The 19,092-nt window shown below is 76.8% G+C and carries 14 protein-coding genes; 8 read left to right on the forward strand and 6 right to left on the reverse strand.

Annotated features, from left to right (window positions below; all coding sequences use genetic code 11):
* The first annotated feature begins 154 nt into the window (after positions 1-154).
* Entirely contained in the window at positions 155-1,687 is a 1,533-nt protein-coding gene (locus O7633_RS32115; protein ID WP_278134054.1) for a bifunctional 3-(3-hydroxy-phenyl)propionate/3-hydroxycinnamic acid hydroxylase, read from the forward strand.
* Between the two features lie 20 nt (positions 1,688-1,707).
* Here O7633_RS32115 and O7633_RS32120 read toward each other — a convergent pair whose 3' ends face one another.
* Entirely contained in the window at positions 1,708-2,562 is an 855-nt protein-coding gene (locus O7633_RS32120; protein WP_278134056.1) for an SMP-30/gluconolactonase/LRE family protein, read from the reverse strand.
* Positions 2,563-2,666: 104 nt separating this feature from the next.
* Entirely contained in the window at positions 2,667-3,146 is a 480-nt protein-coding gene (locus O7633_RS32125; RefSeq protein ID WP_282325078.1) for a GNAT family N-acetyltransferase, read from the reverse strand.
* 343 nt (positions 3,147-3,489) lie between these two features.
* Between O7633_RS32125 and O7633_RS32130 the strand changes: the two genes are divergently transcribed.
* On the forward strand, positions 3,490-5,010 hold the full coding sequence (locus O7633_RS32130) for an endo-1,4-beta-xylanase (protein WP_282325079.1): 1,521 nt from the start codon (positions 3,490-3,492) through the stop codon (positions 5,008-5,010).
* An 84-nt stretch (positions 5,011-5,094) separates the two neighbouring features.
* On the opposite strand, the gene O7633_RS32135 is transcribed toward O7633_RS32130, so the two are convergent.
* The 3 genes from O7633_RS32135 to O7633_RS32145 all read right to left on the reverse strand — a co-directional run bounded on the left by O7633_RS32135 (position 5,095) and on the right by O7633_RS32145 (position 9,204).
* Positions 5,095-6,297 carry a S8 family serine peptidase gene (locus O7633_RS32135; protein WP_282325080.1) on the reverse strand — a complete coding sequence of 401 codons (1,203 nt, stop codon included), beginning with the start codon at positions 6,295-6,297 and terminating at the stop codon, positions 5,095-5,097.
* Positions 6,294-7,748 (reverse strand): S8 family serine peptidase, encoded by a 1,455-nt coding sequence (locus O7633_RS32140; protein WP_282325081.1) that lies wholly within the window; start codon positions 7,746-7,748, stop codon positions 6,294-6,296. Before O7633_RS32140 ends, O7633_RS32135 begins: the two co-directional genes overlap by 4 nt.
* Before the next feature lie 70 nt (positions 7,749-7,818).
* Entirely contained in the window at positions 7,819-9,204 is a 1,386-nt protein-coding gene (locus tag O7633_RS32145) for a hypothetical protein (RefSeq protein ID WP_282325082.1), read from the reverse strand.
* Positions 9,205-9,489: 285 nt separating this feature from the next.
* Here O7633_RS32145 and O7633_RS32150 point away from each other — a divergent pair, with 285 nt between their 5' ends.
* A complete protein-coding gene (locus O7633_RS32150) occupies positions 9,490-10,896 on the forward strand; it encodes a S8 family serine peptidase (RefSeq protein ID WP_282325083.1) in 1,407 nt (468 codons plus the stop codon).
* 97 nt (positions 10,897-10,993) lie between these two features.
* Here the strand turns inward: O7633_RS32150 and eccCa are convergent, their stop codons facing one another.
* On the reverse strand, positions 10,994-14,971 hold the full coding sequence (gene eccCa, locus O7633_RS32155; protein WP_282325084.1) for a type VII secretion protein EccCa: 3,978 nt from the start codon (positions 14,969-14,971) through the stop codon (positions 10,994-10,996).
* 202 nt (positions 14,972-15,173) lie between these two features.
* On the opposite strand from eccCa, the gene eccD reads away from it, so the two are divergent.
* The 5 genes from eccD (at position 15,174) to O7633_RS32180 (ending at position 19,092) form a co-directional block, all read left to right on the forward strand.
* Positions 15,174-16,562: a type VII secretion integral membrane protein EccD gene (eccD, locus tag O7633_RS32160; protein ID WP_282325085.1), complete on the forward strand. Its 1,389-nt coding sequence runs from the start codon at positions 15,174-15,176 to the stop codon at positions 16,560-16,562.
* A 4-nt stretch (positions 16,563-16,566) separates the two neighbouring features.
* Entirely contained in the window at positions 16,567-17,961 is a 1,395-nt protein-coding gene (gene eccB / locus O7633_RS32165; RefSeq protein ID WP_282325086.1) for a type VII secretion protein EccB, read from the forward strand.
* A 66-nt stretch (positions 17,962-18,027) separates the two neighbouring features.
* Positions 18,028-18,324, forward strand: coding sequence for a WXG100 family type VII secretion target (locus O7633_RS32170; RefSeq protein ID WP_043962984.1), 297 nt, complete (start codon positions 18,028-18,030; stop codon positions 18,322-18,324).
* A 30-nt stretch (positions 18,325-18,354) separates the two neighbouring features.
* A complete protein-coding gene (locus tag O7633_RS32175; RefSeq protein ID WP_282325087.1) occupies positions 18,355-18,651 on the forward strand; it encodes a WXG100 family type VII secretion target in 297 nt (98 codons plus the stop codon).
* A gap of 60 nt (positions 18,652-18,711) precedes the next feature.
* A complete protein-coding gene (locus O7633_RS32180) occupies positions 18,712-19,092 on the forward strand; it encodes a hypothetical protein (protein WP_282325088.1) in 381 nt (126 codons plus the stop codon).

The raw sequence follows: 19,092 nt of genomic DNA on the forward strand, positions 1-19,092 counted from the left end.
GCACCGCCCCCGGCCGGTACGCGGCCCGCGCGTGCCGGCCGGGGGCGGTCGGCCGGGCAGCCGCACGTCGGTCGGCCGGGGGACCCGCGCCGGTCCTCGGCCGGCCGCGGGTCGTCGCCGTCGGTAAGCTCCCCATGATGAGGCGGGCGGCACGGTGACCGTGGTCCCGGTCGTCGTGGTCGGCGCGGGTCCCACCGGGCTCACCGCGGCGACGCTGCTCGCCCAGCACGGCGTGCAGTGCCTGGTCCTCGACCGGTGGGCGGAGATCTACCCGCTGCCCCGGGCGGTCGCCCTCGACGACGAGGTGCACCGCATCCTCGCCCGGCTGGGGCTCCGGGAGGAGTTCGCCGCCATCTCCCGGCCGCACCGGGGCCTGCGCCTGGTCGACCGGAGCCTGCGGGTGCTGGCCGAGTTCCCCCGCGACGTGACGCCGGGCCGGCACGGCTACCCGCAGGGGAGCCTGTTCGACCAGCCGGAGCTGGAGGCGATCCTGCGCCGCAACCTCGGCCGGCACGACAACGCCACCCTGCGCGGCGACACCGAGGTCACCGCCCTGACCCAGGACGCGGACGGCGTGGCGGTGAGCGTCACCGACACGGTCACCGGCGCGCCGGGCGTCGTCCGCGCGGGCTACGTCCTGGGCTGCGACGGCGCCAACGGGTCGACCCGGGCCGCGATCGGCGCCGGCATGCGCGACCTCGGGTTCACCCAGCGCTGGCTCGTCGTCGACGTGGTCACCGAGGCCGAGCTCGGCCACTGGGAGGGCGTGCACCAGCTCTGCGACCCGGTCCGCGCCGGCACCTACCTGCGGGTCGGCCCGACCCGGCACCGCTGGGAGTTCCTGCTGGCCCCCGGCGAGGCCGCCGCCGACTTCCGCGACCCGGCCCGGCTGTATCCGCTGGTCGCCCCGTGGACGGGGGCCGTGCCCCGCGCGGAGCTGGAGGTCGTCCGGGCGGCCGAGTACACCTTCCGCGCCCAGGTCGCCGACCGGTGGCGCGACCGGCGGATCTTCCTGCTCGGCGACGCCGCCCACCTCACGCCGCCGTTCGTCGGTCAGGGCCTGGGCGCCGGGCTGCGCGACGCGATGAACCTCGCCTGGAAACTCGCCGGCGTGCTCGACGGGAGCCTGCCCGAGGGCGTCCTCGACACCTACGAGACCGAACGCCGGCGGCACGCCCACGCCATGATCAGGCTGGCGAAGCTGGTCGGCGTCGCCATGACGGCCGGCGGCCGGTGGGGGGACGCCGTCCGCCGGGTGGTGGCGCCGCGCCTGCGCCTCGTGCCCGGCCTGCAACGCCTCGCCACGGACAGCGAGACGCCCGCGCTGCGGCGGTCCGCCCTGGTGCGGCGGCCCCCGCTGGGCCGTGGCGTCGCGGGCCGGCTGTGCCCGAACGCCGTGCTCGACGGCGACGTCCGCTTCGACGACGTGGCGGCGGGCCGGTTCGCGGTCGTCACCTCCGTCACGCCGTCGGCCGAGCAGCGGGCCGACCTGACCCGCCGGGGAGCGGTCGTCGTCGACGCCCCACCGGGCAGCGAACTGCGCCGGTGGCTGGCCGGTGGCCGCGCCCGGGCGGCCGTCGTCCGCCCCGACGGCACCGTTCTGGCCGCCGGCGGGACGCTGGCCGACCTCTGCCGGGCCGTGCCCGGGCTGCCGCCGGCGCGGCACCCGCCGACCGGCCGGGTGTGACCGTCCCCGTGGGGCGCGGCTCAGCCGGCGAAGGGATGGGCCGGGAAGCCGGGCACCTCGGGGCGGAACCGGAACAGCGCGCCCGCCGGGGAACGGTCGTCGTCCGGCAGGCCCAGGCGGGACGACGTGACGTAGAGGTCCGCGTGGTCGGGGCCGCCGAACGCGCACGCCGTCGGCCGCCGGACCGGCAGCTCCACGACGGCGGTGAGGCGGCCGTCCGGCGCGTACCGGTGGACGGCGCCCCCGTCCCACAGGGCGACCCACGCGCCGCCCCCGCTGTCGACGCAGAGCCCGTCGGGGGTGCCCACCGCCGGCGGCACCTCCACCACCGGCCGCCGGTCGCGCAGCTCGCCGGTCGCCGGGTCGAAGGCGAAGGCGTCCACCCGTTGGGTGGCCGAGTCGACGTACCAGGCGGTGCCGCCGTCCCGGGTCCAGGCCAGCCCGTTGGAGACGGTGAGCCCGGTGAGCACCGTCTCGACCGTCCCGTCGGCGGCGAGCCGGTGCAACGCGGCCCGGCCCGGCGCCGCGTCGTACGCCATCGAGCCACAGTAGAAACGCCCCAGGGGATCGCAGGCCCCGTCGTTCATGCGGATCGACGGGTCCGACCAGACCTCGGGCAGCAGCTCGACCGAGTCGTCCCCCAGCAGCGCGAAGCCCCGCTCGACGGCGACGACCAGCCCACCGGCGGACCGGGGGCGCAGGGCCGCGACCACCGGGGCGACGTGTCGGCGGGTGATGGTGCCGGTGGCCGGGTCCAGCGCCAGGACGTCCCCGGCCAGCATGTCGACCCAGCGCAGCCGCTGGTCGGCCGGGCACCACACCGGCCCCTCCCCGTGCCCGGCCACGCTCGGGGTGACCTGCTCGACGTCGACCATCCGACACTCCTCAGTCGATCCGTTCGCCGGTCACGTCGAGTCGCGGCAGGGGATCGGCCGCCCTGGCCCGGGCGGTGGCGTGCCGGCGTCGGGATCGCCCCGGGTCAGTCCAGCTCGCGATAGTAGTAGAACATCGGCTCGGGTGCCCCCGGCTCGACGTTGGTGAAGCCGTGCGCCTCGTAGAAGCGGCGGGCGTCGACGTCCTCGCCGTCGACGTTGATCTCCAGCGATCCGGCGCCGCGTTCGCCGGCCAGCCGGCAGGCGGCGTCCAGCAGGGCGTGTCCGTAGCGCTGTCCGCGCATCTCGGGGCGCACGTAGAGTTCGTCGAGGGTGGCCACCGGGCCGGCGTACCAGAGGCTGGGCCGGAAGGAGAGCACCGCGACCCCGACGGCTGGCGCGCCGCCGAGCAGCACCAGGAAGTGCTCTCCGGCGAGCAGTCGCCGCAGCCGGGCGGCGAGCACCCGGGGCCCCGGCGTCGGGGTGTCGAACTCGCGGTTGAAGGCGTCCAGCAGCTCGGCGACCAGGTCGGCGTCGGACGCGGTGGCCGGCCGGACCGGGCGCTCGGGTTCGGGCTCTGTCCCCATCCTGCGCAGCCTTGCGGTCGGCGCGGCGGTGGGCAACGCAATATCCCGGCGCGGCCGGGCGGCAGTCACGGCGCTCCGGGCGGCGGTGGTTCCGAATGTTTCGGTACCGGGTGCGTGGACTGGGGACGACGGGCGGGCGGTGCCCTTCCTCCGGGGCCCGGCTGGTCGCCGACGCCCCGCTCCTGCCTGCGCCGACGTGCCCCCGCCGGCACGCCGGGCCTGCGGCGAGGTTTCCGAAACATTTCCGGAAGTTGTTGACACTGTGGCTGACCCGTATCGATACTGGCCCTCCGATAAGGATGCATGAACTTCGATTATTGGCGGCATGCCTCAAGGAGGGTCTGTGACCGGCAGCCTGAGACAGCGGAAGCGACTGACGAGAACCGCCCTGCCGGCGGCGGTGCTGCTGGTGGTGAGCGGCGCGGTGGCGGTCCAGTCCACCGCCCCCGCCGCCGCGGCCGAGACCACGCTGCGGGCCGCGGCGGCCAAGGCGGGGCTGTTCTTCGGCGTCGCCGCCTCACCCAACCGGCTCTACCCGATCGTCGGTCAGGATTTCAACCAGCTGACCCCCGAGAACGACATGAAGCCGGACCGGATCGCCACGTCCAGCGGCGGGTTGCAGAACACCGGCGGCGCGGACACCCTGGTCAACCACGCCCAGAGCAACAACATGCTGGTCCGGGGGCACACGCTCGTGTGGCACTCGCAGGCCGGCGCGTTGCAGGGCGCCAGCCAGGCGACGCTGAACACCTTCATCGGCAACGCCATCAACCGCTGGGGCAGCAAGATCGCCTACTGGGACGTCGTCAACGAGGCCCTGGAGGACAACAACACCGGCCGGCGGCGCAACCAGTGGCCGCACACCATGAACCGCGACGCCAACGGCGACGGCGACTACTTCGACGCCGGCGACACCGACGTCATCCGGGACTCGTTCATCCGGGCAAAGCAGGTCGTGCAGGCCGGCGGATACTCCACCAAGCTCTGCATCAACGACTACGACGTCGAGGGCCTCACGGTCCAGGGCGGCGGGCCGAACCGCAAGGCCAACGCCCTGTACGACATCGTCCGCACCTACCGGCAGTACATCGACTGCGTCGGGTTCCAGTCGCACTTCAACGACAACCCGAACAGCATCATCACCAACGACCTCCAGGCCAACATCCAGCGCTTCGCCGACCTCGGCGTCGAGGTGCACCTCTCCGAGGTGGACATCGACGACGACCTGAGCAACAACGACATCGGCGCGGGTCAGGCGGAGAACTACCGCAAGGTCGTGCGGGCCTGCCTGAACGTCCCCAAGTGCACCGGCATCACCGTCTGGGGCATCTCCGACAGCGAGTCGTGGCGCTCCTCCGAGCGGGGCCTGCTGTTCACCGGCGGCAACGGCAACTACCAGAAGAAGGCCGCCTACCACGCGGTCCTCGACGAGCTGAACAAGGGCCGCACCACCACGCCGCCGACGACCACGCCCCCGCCCACGACGCCGCCGCCCACCACCCCGCCGCCGACCACGCCCCCGCCCACGACGCCCCCGCCGACCACCCCGCCGCCGACTACGCCCCCGCCCGCCGCGGGCTGCTCGGCCACGGTCTCGCTGAACTCCTGGCCCGGGGGCTTCGTCGCCACCGTCCGGGTCACCGCCGGCACCTCGCCGATCAGGGGCTGGACCGTCCAGGTCACCCTGCCGGCCGGGACCACGGTGACCGGCACCTGGAGCGCCACCGCCAGCGGTACCAGCGGCAGCGTGCAGTTCACCAACGTCAGCTACAACGGCGCGGTGAACGCCGGCCAGTCCACCGAGTTCGGTTTCCAGGGCACCGGGACCGCCACCGGCCTGACCCCGGTGTGCACCGCCTCCTGAGCACCACCGCCCGTCCCCGACGGGCGCGCGACACCCGCCCGGGACGGGCGGGACGGTGATCGGCCACCGGCCGGCCCCGGGAACTCACCCGGCGCCGGCCGGTGGCGTCGTCCGGGCCGGCCGCCCCGGGCCCCGCCGGGTGAGCGTGGCGGCGGCGACGAGCACGGTCACCACGAGCGCGCCGAGCAGGGTGAGGCCGGCCACCCGCACCGCCCGGGACGGGGCGGGGCGGGCGGGCACGGCGACCGGCCCGGCGGCGACCGGCACCGGGACGTCGGCCTGGCGGGGAGCGAGGGCGGCCACGGCGGCGTAGGCGTCGAGGACGCCGGCCCCGCTGCCGCGGTCCGGGCCACCGCCCGGGGCGGGCAGCGCGCTCCGTTCGAGGCGGGCGCGGACCTCGGCCTGCGACAGGTCGGGATGGTACGCCCGCACCAGGGCGGCGACGCCGGCGACGTAGGCCGCCGCGACGGCCGCCCCGCCGACGGTGTAGTGGCCCGAGCCGCGTGGGGCGATCCCGAGGCCGGCACCCGGGGCAGCGAGGTCGACACCCGCGTCGGCCGCCACCGGGCCGGGCGCCCCGTCGACGCCGACCGCGTTCACCGCCAACACCGTCGGATAGCCGGCGGGATAGCCGACCCGGGGGCCCGTGCCGCCGCCCTGCCCCCGGTCGTCGACGGCCGCGACGACCAGGATGTCCCGGTCGGCCGCGGCCTGCACCGCGCGGGCCATCTCGGCGGTGCCGGTGGCGACCCCGGTGGCGACCAGGATCACGTCCGCCCTGGCAGCGGTGGCGAGCCGGATACCGGCGGCGAGGCGGGCGGAGCTGATCCGACGGTTCGCGTCGGTGACCCGGACCGGCAGGATCTCGGCGTCCGGGGCGAGGCCGGTGGGGCCCGCGTCGCCCGTCGGACGGGCCGCGACGATGCCGGCCAACGCCGTGCCCCGGCCGGCGCAGTCGCTGTCCGCCCGGCCGCCGGTGACGTCGGCGCCCGCGCGCACCGAGCCGGCCAGGGCGGGCGCGGCGGCGCTCACCCCGGTGTCCAGCACGGCGACCACCACCCCCGCGCCCCGGGTCAGCGGCCAACTGGCCTGCGGGGCGAGGTGGCGCAGCGCCCACGGGGTCTCCCGCGCCGTCACCGGGGACGGCCCGACGCAGGTGCCCGCCGCCTGGGGCAGCGGCGGCGGCTGGTCGGCCTCGGCGGCACGGGCCGGCACGGTGGCGAGGACCCCGACGGAGACCAGCAGCCCGACGACACCGACACCGGCCCGGCGGGCCACCGCGCTCACGGCAACGACGCCGGTTCGGACGTCGTCGCGGCGCGGACCGGCGCGGCGGCGTCCGGGACCTGCCGGGCGAACCGGCGGGCCCGCCAGGCGAGCAGCCCCACCGCGGCCAGCAGCAGGAGACCGAGGCCGGCGAGCGCCAGCGGATGAGGGCCGCCAGCCCCACGGGAGGCCGGCGCTGCCGTGCCGGCCGGGCCGACCGCCGCCAGCGGGTCGATCATGCCCCAGCCGTTCTCGGGGCTCGGGCTCGACCGGCCCCCCGCGTCGGCGGTGGCCTTGATCCGGTTGGCCACCCCGGCGGCGTCCGCCCCGGGCAGCGCGGCGCGCACGAGGGCGGCGGTGCCGGCGACGTAGGCGACGGCGTACTCGGTGCCGCTGCGGACGTGCGCACCGGTGCCACCGACGCCGAGCGTCGGCACGTCGAGGCCGGGCGCGGTGACGTCGACCCCGCCGGCCGGGTACGCCGCGACGGGCCGCCGGTCGGGGCCGACCCCGCCGACCCGGAGCAGCCCGTCCTGCGCCTGCGCGGCGACGCCGTCGACGGTGGCGGCGGGGGCGACCACCACCACGTCGTGCGCCACGGCCGAGCGTACGGCCTGCGCCACGGCGGAGTCGGTGAGCCTCGCGTGCCCGCCCAGGGCGACGACGCGCGCGCCGGCCGAGACGGCCACCTCGATGCCGAGGGCGGTCCGCGCCGGGTCGGCGTCGGTGGTGGCGGAGACGATCCGGACCGGCAGGATGCGCGACCCGGGGGCCACGCCCACCACCGGCCCGCGCGAACCGACACCGGGGTCCGCCGCGATCACGCTCGCCATGGCGGTGCCCGTGCCCAGGCAGTCGGTGTCGGCGCGGGCCTTGCCGGTGGTGATGTCGGAGCCGGGGGCGACCCGGCCGGCCAGCGCGGGCAGACCGGCGTCGACACCGGAGTCGACCACCGCCACCAGCGTGCCGGCCCCCCTGCTGCGTGGCCAGGCCCGCGCGGGGGAGAGCGCCGCGTCGGCCCAGTTGGCGCCGGTGCCGGCGGAGGCGGCGACGACGCAGGCCGAGGTGCCCGCCGTGGACCGGGCCGGCGGGCCGTTCGGGGCGTCCGCCGGCAGCAGGCCGTAGCGGACCCCGTCGCCTACGGCGTCCCAGGGCAGCACCAGGACCCAGCCGGCCGCCAGCCGCTGCCCGACGGCGGTGAGGGTCCGGCCGTCCGGTTGCCGGCGTCCCTCGTTGAGCCGGTAGATCTCGTCGGCCCGGTCGGGATCGGCCAGGAACCTGGTGGCGAGTCCGGTCAGGTCCTCCGCCGTGCCCCGCGGCCCGGCGGTCACCGCGTAGTACTTCACGTACGCCGGGGGCGGTGCCGCCGCGACCGGGGCGAGGGGGGCGACGACCAGCGCGCCGGCCGCCACGAGGCAGGCCAGCGAGCGCGCCCACGAGGATCCCGCCCAGGAACCCAGCACCCGGATCATCTACCGTCTCCTCACCGCGGACGGGCGCCGGCCGGTGGGGCGCCTCGGGCCGACAACGGCCCGTCGCCGGTCACGGTTCACCGTCGGCGGCGGAAAGTTCGCCCCCGTCGCCCCCGTCGCCGCCGGAGGCGGCGACCTCGCCGGTGGCGGCGGCGCGGTGCGTCACCGACCAGCGGGCCCGCAGCGCCCGGCCGACGACGACCGGCACCAGGCGGTGCCCGGTCAGGGTGGGGACCTGGCGGGCGAAGGCCAGCGCGGGGCCGGACAGACCGCCGCTGAACACCACCCCGACGCCCGCGGGGAGGTCCGCCTCGTCGGTGGGGAAGTCCGGCCGGCGTACGCAGCCGTCGGGCAGGTCCGCGCCGAACAGGTCACCGACGACGGTGACGGTGTGCCCGGCGGCGCGTACCTGCTCCGCCAGCGCCCGGGCGTGCCGGCTGGCGGCACCGGGCGGGCCGGTCACGGTGAACACGTCCGGCACGCCGGCCAGGTCGACCCAGAGCGACCAGCCCCGCCGGTCGCCCAGCCGCACCGGGAGCCGCATCGCCGGCCGGGGGTGCGCCGGGGCGTACCAGGCGTAGGGGGGCCGGCCGACGCCCGATGCCGCGCCGGTGACCCGGACCGCCAGGGTGCCGGCGGGCGAGGTCACCTCGGTGCGCAGGTCGCCTCCCGTGGTGGGCGGGGAGGCCGGCGGGGCGGGCGGGGACCCCGCCGGGGGCGGAGCCGCCCCGGCCGCGTCCCGCGGTGGCCCGGCCACGTCGCCGTCGGCTGCCGCCGCTGGCTCGGTCGCCGCTGCGGCGTCGGTGGCCGCGGCGTGGGCCGCGTCCCTGCCGGCCGACGCCGGGGCTGCGGGAAGAGCGAGCCTGGGTGGGCGGGCGGGCAGGGCGCGGCGGCGTCCGGCCCGTCGGCGTGCCCGGACCGCGACGAGCAGGGCCGCGAGGAGCAGGGCGACGGCGGCGACCCCGGCGACGCCCGCGAGGTGGCCGGACCGGCGCGGCGGGGCCGTGTCCGACGGCGCCGGGGTGGCCGTGGCGACGACCGTCGGGACCGCGCCGGTGCGCACGCCCGGCCCCCGGGCGTCGGCCGGCAGCTCCAGCACCCAGCCGGGGCGCAGCTCGCTGGGGTCGGTCAGCCGCCCGCCGTCGGGCTGGGGCCGGTCCCGGTTCAGGTCGAAGATCTCCCGGTACCGGTTGCCGCTGCCGAGGGTGCGGGCCGCGATCTGGTAGAGGTACTCCCGCTGCCCGGCCACCGGCGGGCCGACCACATAGTACCTCCCGGTCGGCGTCGCGCCGGGAGCGGGGGCCGCCCCGGCGGGGGCGGCCGGCAGCGCGAGCGAGGCCAGGAGCGCCACCGCCGCGACGAGGACGCCGCGCCGGGTGGGGCGGGCGCCGTCGCCGCGCCGGGTGGCCGAATTCTCCGGTGGCCGGCTGACGCCGGCAGCGGTCGGGAAACGCACGCGCACCTTCCTCCATCCGGGCCGGGCGGAGCCCGTCGTGGGCCTGCGGGCCTACAACGGCGGCGGCCGGCGATCCGTTCAGCGGGGCCTGCCGCGAACCGCCCGCCGGTTTGCCGAATCGCAATCGGGGGGACATCGGGCGTCCGGGATGGACGCCGTAGCCTGGGCGGCGTCACGATCACCGCCGGGGAGGTAACACTGTCCCGCCCGCTTCCGGTCCCGGGGCGCCGCCGGACCCGGCGGACCCGTCTCCTGTCCGGCCTCCTGCTGTGCTGGCTCGGCCTCGTGGCCCCGACCGTGGTCGTGGCGGTGCCGGCGGCGGCCACGCCCGCACCCGCCTCCCCCGCCGGCGGCGACGCGCCGGCCGCAACAGCCGCGCCGGCCCGCGACGCCCCGCCGGGCGGGTTCGTGAAGTACGTGGTGGTCCGCGCGGATCAGGGTCGGGTCGACCACCTCTGGGAGATCGCGCTGCGGGTGCTCGGCGACGCGCAGCGCTACCTGGAGATCTTCGCGTTGAACAAGGGACGGGTCCAGCCGGACGGCACCCCCGTCACCGACCCCGGCGTGCTGCGTCCGGGGTGGATCCTGGTGCTGCCGTGGGACGCGGTGGGCGCCGAGGTGGGCTACGGCCCGTTGCCGGTGTTCAGCCCGGGGAGCCCGACGCCGTCGCCGGACGTCCGGCCCACCGTCGCGCCGAACGGCGACGTGGTCTGCACGGTGGCGTCGCGGCGGCGGGTCAGCGGGGTGCCCTGGGCGCAGCTGCGGTTGACCCCGGAGGTCGCGTGGACGCGCGGCCGGGGGGCGGGGGTCGCCGTCGCGGTCATCGACTCCGGGGTGGACGGCACCCTGCCGGCCCTCGGCGGCCGGGTGCGCCCCGGGGCGGACGTCGCCGCCGGCGGGGGCGCGCGGGGGGACCGGGACTGCACGGGACACGGCACCGCGATGGCCGGCATCGTCGCCGCCGCCGCGCAGCGCGGCACCGACTTCGTCGGCGTCGCCCCGGAGGCCACCATCGTGCCGGTGCGGATCGGGGTGTCCGGCGGGGTGGCCGACTCGGCGGACCTGGTGACCGCGCTGCGGCTCGCGGCGGCGGAGCGGGTCGGGGTCGCCATGGTCGGCGCGTCGGTGGACACGACCGACAAGCGGGTGGTGGCGGCCCTGCGGGCGGCCGTCGACCGGGGGACCACCGTGGTGGTGGCCGCCCCGGCGGCGACGGCGGCGAAGGGCGCGGGGATGCCCGAAGGGGTGCTGCGGGTCGGCGCGGTGGGCCCCGACGACCGGCTGACCGAGGTGTACCGGCCGGGAGAGGTGGACGTGGTGGCGCCCGGCGTGGACGTGGTGAGCCTCGGGATCGGCTCGGGCGAGGTGGAGGGCAGCGGCACCGACTACGCCGTCCCGTTCGTCGCCGGGCTGGTGGCGCTGGTGCGCTCCAGCGAGCCGCGGCTCGGCGCGGCCGAGGCGGCGGCCCGGGTGATGGCCACGGCCGACGGCGCGGCGGCGGGTGCCCGCAGCCAGCGCGACCGGGAGTACGGCTGGGGCATGATCAACCCGGCGGCGGCGGTGAAGGCCAGGCCGGCCGGGACCGTCGCCACCGTCGAGCGGCGCAGCCCCGCCGGCGCGATCGCCGCGCTGGTGGCGATCCTCGCGCTCGCCGCCCTCGCCGTCGGCCTGCGCCTGCGCCGCCGCCCCTGACCGGTGCCGGCTGGCCGCCGCCGCTCCTGACAAGTTCCGTCCCGGACCGTCGCCGCCCCGGTGCCGTTCCGCCCGGCGCGGGCGCCACGGCCCGGGGTCAGGGCGCGGGCTCGACGTACCCGGTCTGGATCATCCGGTGCCCGCGCCGGGTCAGCACCATGGCCCGGCCGGGCGGCAGGTGCCGGCCCTTCACCCCGCCGAGCAGCGGCCCCTCCGTCGGCGGGCAGGACAGGGCCAGGTCCGGGCTGTTGGCCTCCTGGAGCCGGCGCAGCAGCGGATCCATCGACATCCGCATGAGGTTCGCGGTGCCGCGCACCACCACCATGTGCAGGCCGATGTCGGTGCCGTGCGGCACGTACGGGATCAGCGGTTGCAGCGGGTTGTCCTGCCCGGCGAGCATCTCGAAGTCGTCGACCAGCACGAACAGCCGGGGCCCGGTCCACCAGTCGCGGCGGCGTAGCTGCTCGGGGCTGACGTCCTTGCCCGGCAGCCGTCCCTTGAGGCCGGCCACCGCGTCGGCGATGGTCTCCCGGGTGGAGTCGGCCGAGACCGAGTAGCCGAGGCGGTAGTCGGCCGGGATCGTGTCGAACAGCTGCCGCCGGTAGTCGACGACCAGGATCCGCGCCTCGGCCGGCGTGAACCGGCCGACGATCATCCGGGCGAGGTGCCGCAGCAGGTTGGTCTTGCCGCTCTGGCTGTCGCCGAGCCCTGTCAGGTGCGGCAGCTCCGCGAAGTCGTGCCAGTACGGTTGCAGGTCGGTCTCGTCCAGGCCGAGCGGCACCCACAGGTCGCCCTCGGCGGGCGGGAGGTCGGCGGCGGGCAGCACCGCCGGCAGGGTCCGCACGGGCGACGCCACCGGCCCGGGCCAGAACTCGGCGACCGTGGCGGCCAGCTCCCGTGCCCCCTCGGCCGAGCTCGCCGGGTCGGGGTTGCCGTCGATGCGCGGCAACGCCCCCAGGAAGTGCAGCTTCTCCGGCGTGAGCCCGTGGCCCGGGGCCCGGGGCACGGTGGCCGCCAGCCGCAGGTCGATGGCGGAGTCGACGGCGTCGCCGAGGCGCAGCTCCAGTTTGATGCCGAGCTGGTCGCGCATGCTGTGGTGCACCTCCGACCAGCGTGCCGCGCTGACGATCAGGTGCACCCCGAAGTTGAGGCCCCGGGCCGCGATCTCCCGCAGCGAGACCTCCAGCGCCTCGAATTCCTGCCGCAGCGTGAACCAGCCGTCGACCACCAGGAACACGTCGCCGTACGGGTCGTCGGCGACCCGGCCCTCGGCCCGCAGCCGGCGGTAGGTCTGGATGCTGTCGATGCCCTGCTCGGCGAAGCGCCGCTCCCGGCGGGTGATGAGGCCGGTGACCTCGGTGACGGTCCGGCCGACCCGGTCGGTGTCGAGCCGGCCGGCGACGCTGCCCACGTGGGGCAGCCCGGCGACGGTGCCCAGGGTGCCACCGCCGAAGTCCAGGCAGTAGAACTGCACGTCGGTGGGGCGGTGGGTCAGCGCGAGCGCGCAGACCAACGTCCGGATCAGGGTGCTCTTGCCGCTGCGGGTGCCGCCCGCGACCCCGATGTGTCCGCCCACCCCGGACAGGTCCACCGTGAGCAGGTCGCGCAGCTGCTCGTAGGGCTTGTCGATGAAGCCCAGCGGGACGACCAGCCGGCCGTTGCCGGGCCAGTCCGTCGCGACCAGCCCGAGGTCGGGGTCGGGCGCGAGGGCCGGCAGGAGGCTGTCGAGGGTGGGGGAGTCGGCCAGCGGCGGCAGCCACACCTGGTGGGCCGGCGGCCCGGAGTCGACGAGCTGGTCGGTGACGATCGAGAAGACGGCCCGCGCGGCGGGCGGCTCCGGCTCGTCGGCGTGGGCCGGCCCGTCGGGCGGCGTCACAAGCCCTTCGGGCGGCGGGGCCGGCGTCTCGACCGGCACGTGCTCCAGGCCGTAGGGCACCACCTGCCGCTGGACCACGTCCTGCCGGGCCCGGGCGCGGCGCGGGCGGTACTCCCCGGAGACGTAGGCGGCCTTGAACCGGATCAGGGTGGAGACGTCCATCCGCAGGTAACCGTTGCCCGGCGCGGCCGGCAGCTCGTAGGCGTCGGGCACCCCGATCACCGACCGCGACTCCATGGCCGAGAAGGTCCGCAACCCGATCCGGTACGACAGGTGCGACTCCAACTGCCCGATCCGGCCGTCGTCGACGCGCTGGCTGGCCAGCAGCAGGTGCACGGCGAGCGACCGGCCGAGCCGCCCGATCATGACGAACAGGTCGATGAAGTCGCGGTGCGCGGCGAGCAGCTCGGAGAACTCGTCGACGACCACGAAGAGGGTGGGCAGCGGGTCGAGCGGCGCTCCGCCGGCGCGGGCCTTCTCGTAGTCGAGCACCGAGCTGTAGCCGCCGGCCGCCCGCAGCAGCTCCTGGCGGCGGACGAGCTCGCCGTGCAGGGCGTCGCGCATCCGGCCGACCAGCGACGCCTCGTCGGCCAGGTTGGTGATCACCGCGGAGGTGTGCGGCAGCCGGTCCAGGCCGAGGAACGTGGCCCCGCCCTTGAAGTCGACCAGGACGAGGTTGAGTGTCTCCGAGGAGTGCGTGACGGCCAGTGCCAGGACCAGGGTGCGCAGCAGCTCGCTCTTGCCCGACCCGGTCGCCCCGATCAGCATGCCGTGCGGCCCCATCCCGCCCAGCGCGGACTCCTTGATGTCCAGCTCCACCGGGGCGCCCGTGGCGTCGACCCCGATCGGCACCCGCAGCCGCGCGTCGGGGCCGCGCCGTCCGCGCAGCGCGGCCAGGTCCAGCCGTTCCAGGTCGGGGATGCCGAGCAGCGTGCCGAGGTCGAAGTCGGCCTTCATCGGCTCGGGGGCGAGCTCGGTGCTGACCGCCAGCCGGTAGGGCGACAGGAGGCGGGCGACCGCCCGGGCCCGCGCCGGGCCGAGCAGGTCGGGGACGGCGAGCACCTGCCGGGTCTCCTGGCCGACCCGGTCCCGCCCGAGCATGGTCAGCGCGTCGGCGGTGACCTCCAGGTTGAGAATTCCCTTCCCGGTGGCGACCGGCGGGTCGTCCAGGTCGACGAAGACCGCGTTGCGGTAGCCGCCGGCGGTGAGCCGGTGTCCGGCCGGCACCCGGCCGCCGTCGCGGACCACCACCACGTACGGCTCGTCCCGGTCGGCGGTGGCCCCCGCCTCGTACCGGGGGCGGCCGGTGAACTCCGCGCCGAGGAGCCGTTCGAGCCGCTCGATCCCGTCGGCGGCGAGCCGCAGACCGCCCGCGGCGTCCTGCTCGGCGGGATGCTGGGCGTGCGGCAGCCACTTGACCCACTCCCACGCCGCGCGCCCGTCCGGCCCGACGCAGAACGCCACCCGGACCTCCTCGGGCGCGTGCAGCGTGCCGAGCTGGGCGAGCAGCGCCCGCAGCAGCGCCCGGGTCAGCGCCCGCTCGCCGGTGATCCGGATCTCGGCGAAGCCCGGCAGGAAGAGCGCCACCGGCTGCTCCGGCAGGGTGCTGTACGCCCTGATGAACCGGCGCAGCGCCTTGGCGGCCACCGGTTCGAGGTCCTCGATGGGCTTGGTCTGCATCGGGGCGATCCGCACCGCCAGCCGCTGCTCGCCGGTGCCGACCCGGATCTCCAGGAAGTCCGGGTGGGTCGGTCGGCGCTCCCAGCGTCGGGTGGTCATCGCCAGCGACCACAGGGACGCCGGGTCGGGGTGCCGCCAGAGGCTGGACGCGCGCTGCTCGACCGCGTACCGGCGGACCCGCCGCCGGTGCTGGGCGAGGTAGCGCAGGTAGTCGCGGCGGTCACCGCCGTGCCGCTGCTTGCGTTCCCCGCCGCTGGCGATGACCGAGCCGATCATCACCCCGCCCATGGCCACCGCCATCATGCCGGCCATCACCCAGGTCAGCGGGCCGCGCGACGGGCCCATGAACATCAGCATCATCACGCCGGTCATGAGCGCCATCGGCAGCACCATCATGGCCTGCCGGGCGCCGTTGCGCTGCGGCTCGCTGAGCTCCGGCGGCTCCTGGAGGGTCAGCTCGCCGGTGGGCATCTCCGGCCCGCCGCGCCGCGCCGGTCGCCGGAACAGCACCGTACCCATACCCGTCTCCCTCCACACCGGCCTCGCTCCGCCCCCCACAACGGAGCCGGGGCCCGTCCGGGTCGATCGTTCTTCCGGCCGGCCGGCCGGCCGGTCCGCCCGGGAGCGGCCCGGAGGCGGCGCGGGCCGTGGCCGGCAGTCGGCGGGAAAGAAAATCCGGGTCGTCGTTGAACCGTCCGCCGACGGCTCCGTTGAAGGGGCCATGACTGGCACCGTGACCGAGCAGATGTGCCGGCTGGTCGTGCGTGGACCGAGTCGGCAGATCGAGGTGGCCGTCCCGGCCGGGGTCGTCGTCGCCGACCTGCTGCCGGCGCTGCTGCACCACCTCGGCGACGGGTTGGCCGACACCGGGCTCGGCCACGGCGGCTGGGTCCTGCAACGGGCCGGCGCGGCCCCGCTCGACGAGGAGAGCAGCGTCGCCGCCCTCGACCTGCGCGACGGCGACCTGGTGTACCTGCGTCCGCGCGCCGACCAGCTGCCCGAGGTCGACTTCGACGACCTCGTCGACGGGATGGCGACGGGGGTGCGGGACCGCCCCGGCCGCTGGCGTCCCGAGCTGAACCGGCCGGTGGCGCTGGCCCTGGCCGTGCCGCTGCTCGCGGTCGGCCTGCTGGCCCTGCTCATGCCCGGCCCGGTCACGCTGCGGGCGGTGGCGGCGCTGACCGTGGCGGTGCTGGCGCTGGCCGCCGGGGCGGCCCTGGTCCGGGCCGCGGGCGAGCAGGGCTTCGGGGTGCTGCTCGCGGTCGCCGCGACCGGCTACGCCGCGGCGGCCGGGCTCGTGCTGCCCGGGGACGCCGGCGCGGCGTGGCCGCTGGCCGTGCCGCAGGTGCTGGGCGGCACCGCCACCGCGGCGGCGGTCGCCGTGCTCGCCGCCGGGCTGCTCGGCGCGGCCACCCCGATCTTCGTCGCCCTGGCCACCGCGCTGCTGCTGGGCGTGCTCGGCGGGGCCGCCGCGACGGCCGGCGGGCTCACCGGGGTGCAGGCCGCCGCGGTGGTGGCGGTGGCCGCGACCGCCCTGGTGCTGACGGTGCCGCTGCTCGCCTTCCGGCTCGCCGGGCTGCGCCTGGCCCCGCTGCCGACCCGGCCCGAGCACCTCCAGGAGGACATCGCCCCCGAGCCCGCCGGCCCGCTGATGGACCGGGCGCGGGCCGTCGACCGGCTGATGACCGCCCTGTACGCCGGTGCGGCCACCGCGACCGCCGTGGCGCTGCTGGTGGTGGCGCACCGGGCGGGCTGGGCCGAGCTGACCCTGGTGGCGCTGGTCGCGCTGGTCTGGTCGCTGAACGCCAGGCCGATGACCAGCGCCTGGCACCGGCTGGCGCAGGCCGTGCCGGCGCTGTCCGGGCTGACCGCGGCGGCCGTCGACACGCTGGCCGGCGTCGGGCCGGTGGGCCGGATCGCGGCGCTCGGCGTGCTGCCGGTGGCCGTGCCGGCCCTGCTGCTGGCCGCGCGGAGCCTGGCCGAGCGGCGGGTGACGCCGTACTGGGGGCGGGTCGGCGACCTCACGCTGACCGCGGCGGCCGTGGCCCTGCTGCCGATCCTGCTCGCCGTCCTCGGCGGGTACGGCTTCTTCCGGGCGATCGGGGGCTGACGCCGTGCAGTCCCGACGCGACCAGGTGCAGGCCCAGTCCCACCTGCTCGGCCGGCTCAGCGCCGCGCTGGTGGCCGGCGAGCCGGACGGTCTGGAGACGCCCCACCGGCGGACCACCGTCGGCCTGCTCGCCGGGATCCTGGTCGCCGCGCTGGTGGCGGGGGGCTTCACCCTGTACGGCTTCTTCGCCCCCGGCGCGGCCACCGCCTGGCGGCGGGCCGGGGCGCTGGTGGTCGAGAAGGAGACCGGGTCGCGCTACCTCTACCTCGACGGCCGGCTGCGCCCGGTGCTCAACTACGCCTCGGCGCGGCTGCTGCTCGGCGAGGACCTCGCCGTCGTCACCGTGTCGGCGAAGTCGCTGCGCGGGGTGGCGCACGGGCAGCCCGTCGGCATCGTGGGCGCCCCCGACGTGCTGCCGGCCGGCGGGCTGGCCGGCGCCCGTTGGACCGCCTGCGCGCCCGCCGCCACGGACCTGGCCGGCACCGAGACGACCGCGCTCACCCTGGCCGTCGCGGCGGCGGCCGACGGCACCGCGCTGCCGGCCGACCGGGCGCTGCTGGCCCGGCCGGCGGGCGACCCGGCCGCCGGCCACCTGATCTGGAACGGCCACCGGTTCCGCCTCACCGCCCCGTGGCTGCCGGCCGTGCTCGGCCACGACGGGCCGGCGGCCACCGTGCCGGCGGCCTGGCTGGACCTGCTGCCGGCGGGGCCGGACCTGGGGCCGGTGGCCGTGCCGGGGCGCGGCGAGGCCGGGCCGGAGGTGGACGGGGAGCCGACCCGCGTCGGCCAGCTCTTCACCGCCCGGACCGCCGAGGGCGCGGAACGCCACTACCTGCTGCGCCGCGACGGGCTGGTCCGGCTCACCCCGCTGGCGTACGCGTTGCTGGCCGCCGACCCGGCCACCGTCGCCGGCTACGGCGGCCGGGCGGTGGTCCCGACCCCGCTCAGCCCGGCCGCGCTGGCCCGGCTGCCCGTCGCGGCGCGGTCGCCACTGGCCGACGGGCTGCCGGAGGTGGCGCCGGCGGCGGCGTCCCACGGCCCCGGCCTCGCCTGGTGCCTGCGATTCGACGCCGGCGGCCGCCCCTGGGTCGTCGCGGCCCGGCCGGTGGCGGCGTCCGGGATCGTCCGGGGCGGGGTCGGGGTGACCCGGACGGGGCGCACCGCCGACGCGGTGGCGGTCGCCCCCGGGCTCGGCGGGCTGCTGGTCGCCGGCCGGGGCGGGCAGCCCGGCACCGGCTACTACCTGGTGACCGACGCCGGGGTGAAGTACCCCCTCGCCGGTGGCGCGGTGGCGGAGCGGCTGGGCTACCCACCCGCGAACGCGACCGTCGTCTCGCCGGACCTGATCGACCTGCTGCCGACCGGTCCCGCCCTCGACCCGAGCGGGGTCGTCGGATGAGGCCGGCCGGGCAGGGAGCCGGCGTCGCGGATCCGCCGCGAGCGCCCGAACCGGAAAGGAGCGCACATGCCACTCGGCAACGAGGTCGACGAGCAGACCATCCGCAGCACCATCTCGGCGATGAACCAGACGGACGCGCAGTGCGACGCGGCGCAGCGCGCCGTCGACAACACCGCGAGCTTCCTGGACACCCAGTGGCGCGGGGAGGCGAAGACCGTCTTCACCAACTCCATCCAGCAGTGGCTGGAGGGGCTGAGCAAGGTGAAGCAGGGACTGCTCGACCTGAACGTCGCGATGACCAGCCACTACCAGACCAGCGCGCAGGTGGAGCAGGACAACGCCCTCTCCGCGAGCTGGACCTGACCACCGACCGACCCATCACGGAGGGCGACCATGCCGTCGTACGGACTCAACCCCAACGGGCTGCTGGACAGCTCGGCCGAGCTGCAGGGCGTGACCAACAGCATCCAGAACGCGATCGACGAGCTCAACACCGTCGTGCAGACGTACGTCAACGCCAACTCCGGTGACACGAGGGAGTCGTTCGTCGCCGCGCAGACCAAGTGGAACACCGGGATCAACGAGATGCGTCAGGCGCTCGCCGCCGCGTCGTCCCGGCTCGACCAGATCCACGACAACTACCGGCTGGGCGACGCGCGGGGCGCGGCGCTGTTCCAGGGCAACGTCTGACCTTCGGTGCGGCGGGCGGCGTCGGGCCGCCCGCCCCCACCCCGCGGAAAGGAGCACCCGATGCCGATCGTCATCGACGAGCCGTACATCAACCAGATCATCGCGAAGCTGAACAGCCTGCGGGACGCGGTCGACACCGCCACCTCCGGGCAGGGCCAGTACGTGTCGCAGACGCTGCGCGACCTGACCGTCTCCGCCGGCACGAGCAACTTCGAGCCGGGCAAGACCATCCGCGACCAGGTCAACAAGACCGGCGACACGCTGCTGACCCGGATGACCGGCCACCGGACCACGATGAACAGCCTCGCGGTCGGGCTGACCGAGCTGCTCGCGAACTCGGACTACATCGAGTCGCTCAACTCGATCACCGCCGAGCGGTTCCTGGAGTACCTCCCGACCAGCGGCGGCACGGGCACCGGCAGCACCGGCCAGACGGCGTGA

The organism is Micromonospora sp. WMMD712 (assembly GCF_029581295.1).
In the GTDB taxonomy this organism is placed as follows: Bacteria; Actinomycetota; Actinomycetes; order Mycobacteriales; family Micromonosporaceae; genus Micromonospora; species Micromonospora carbonacea.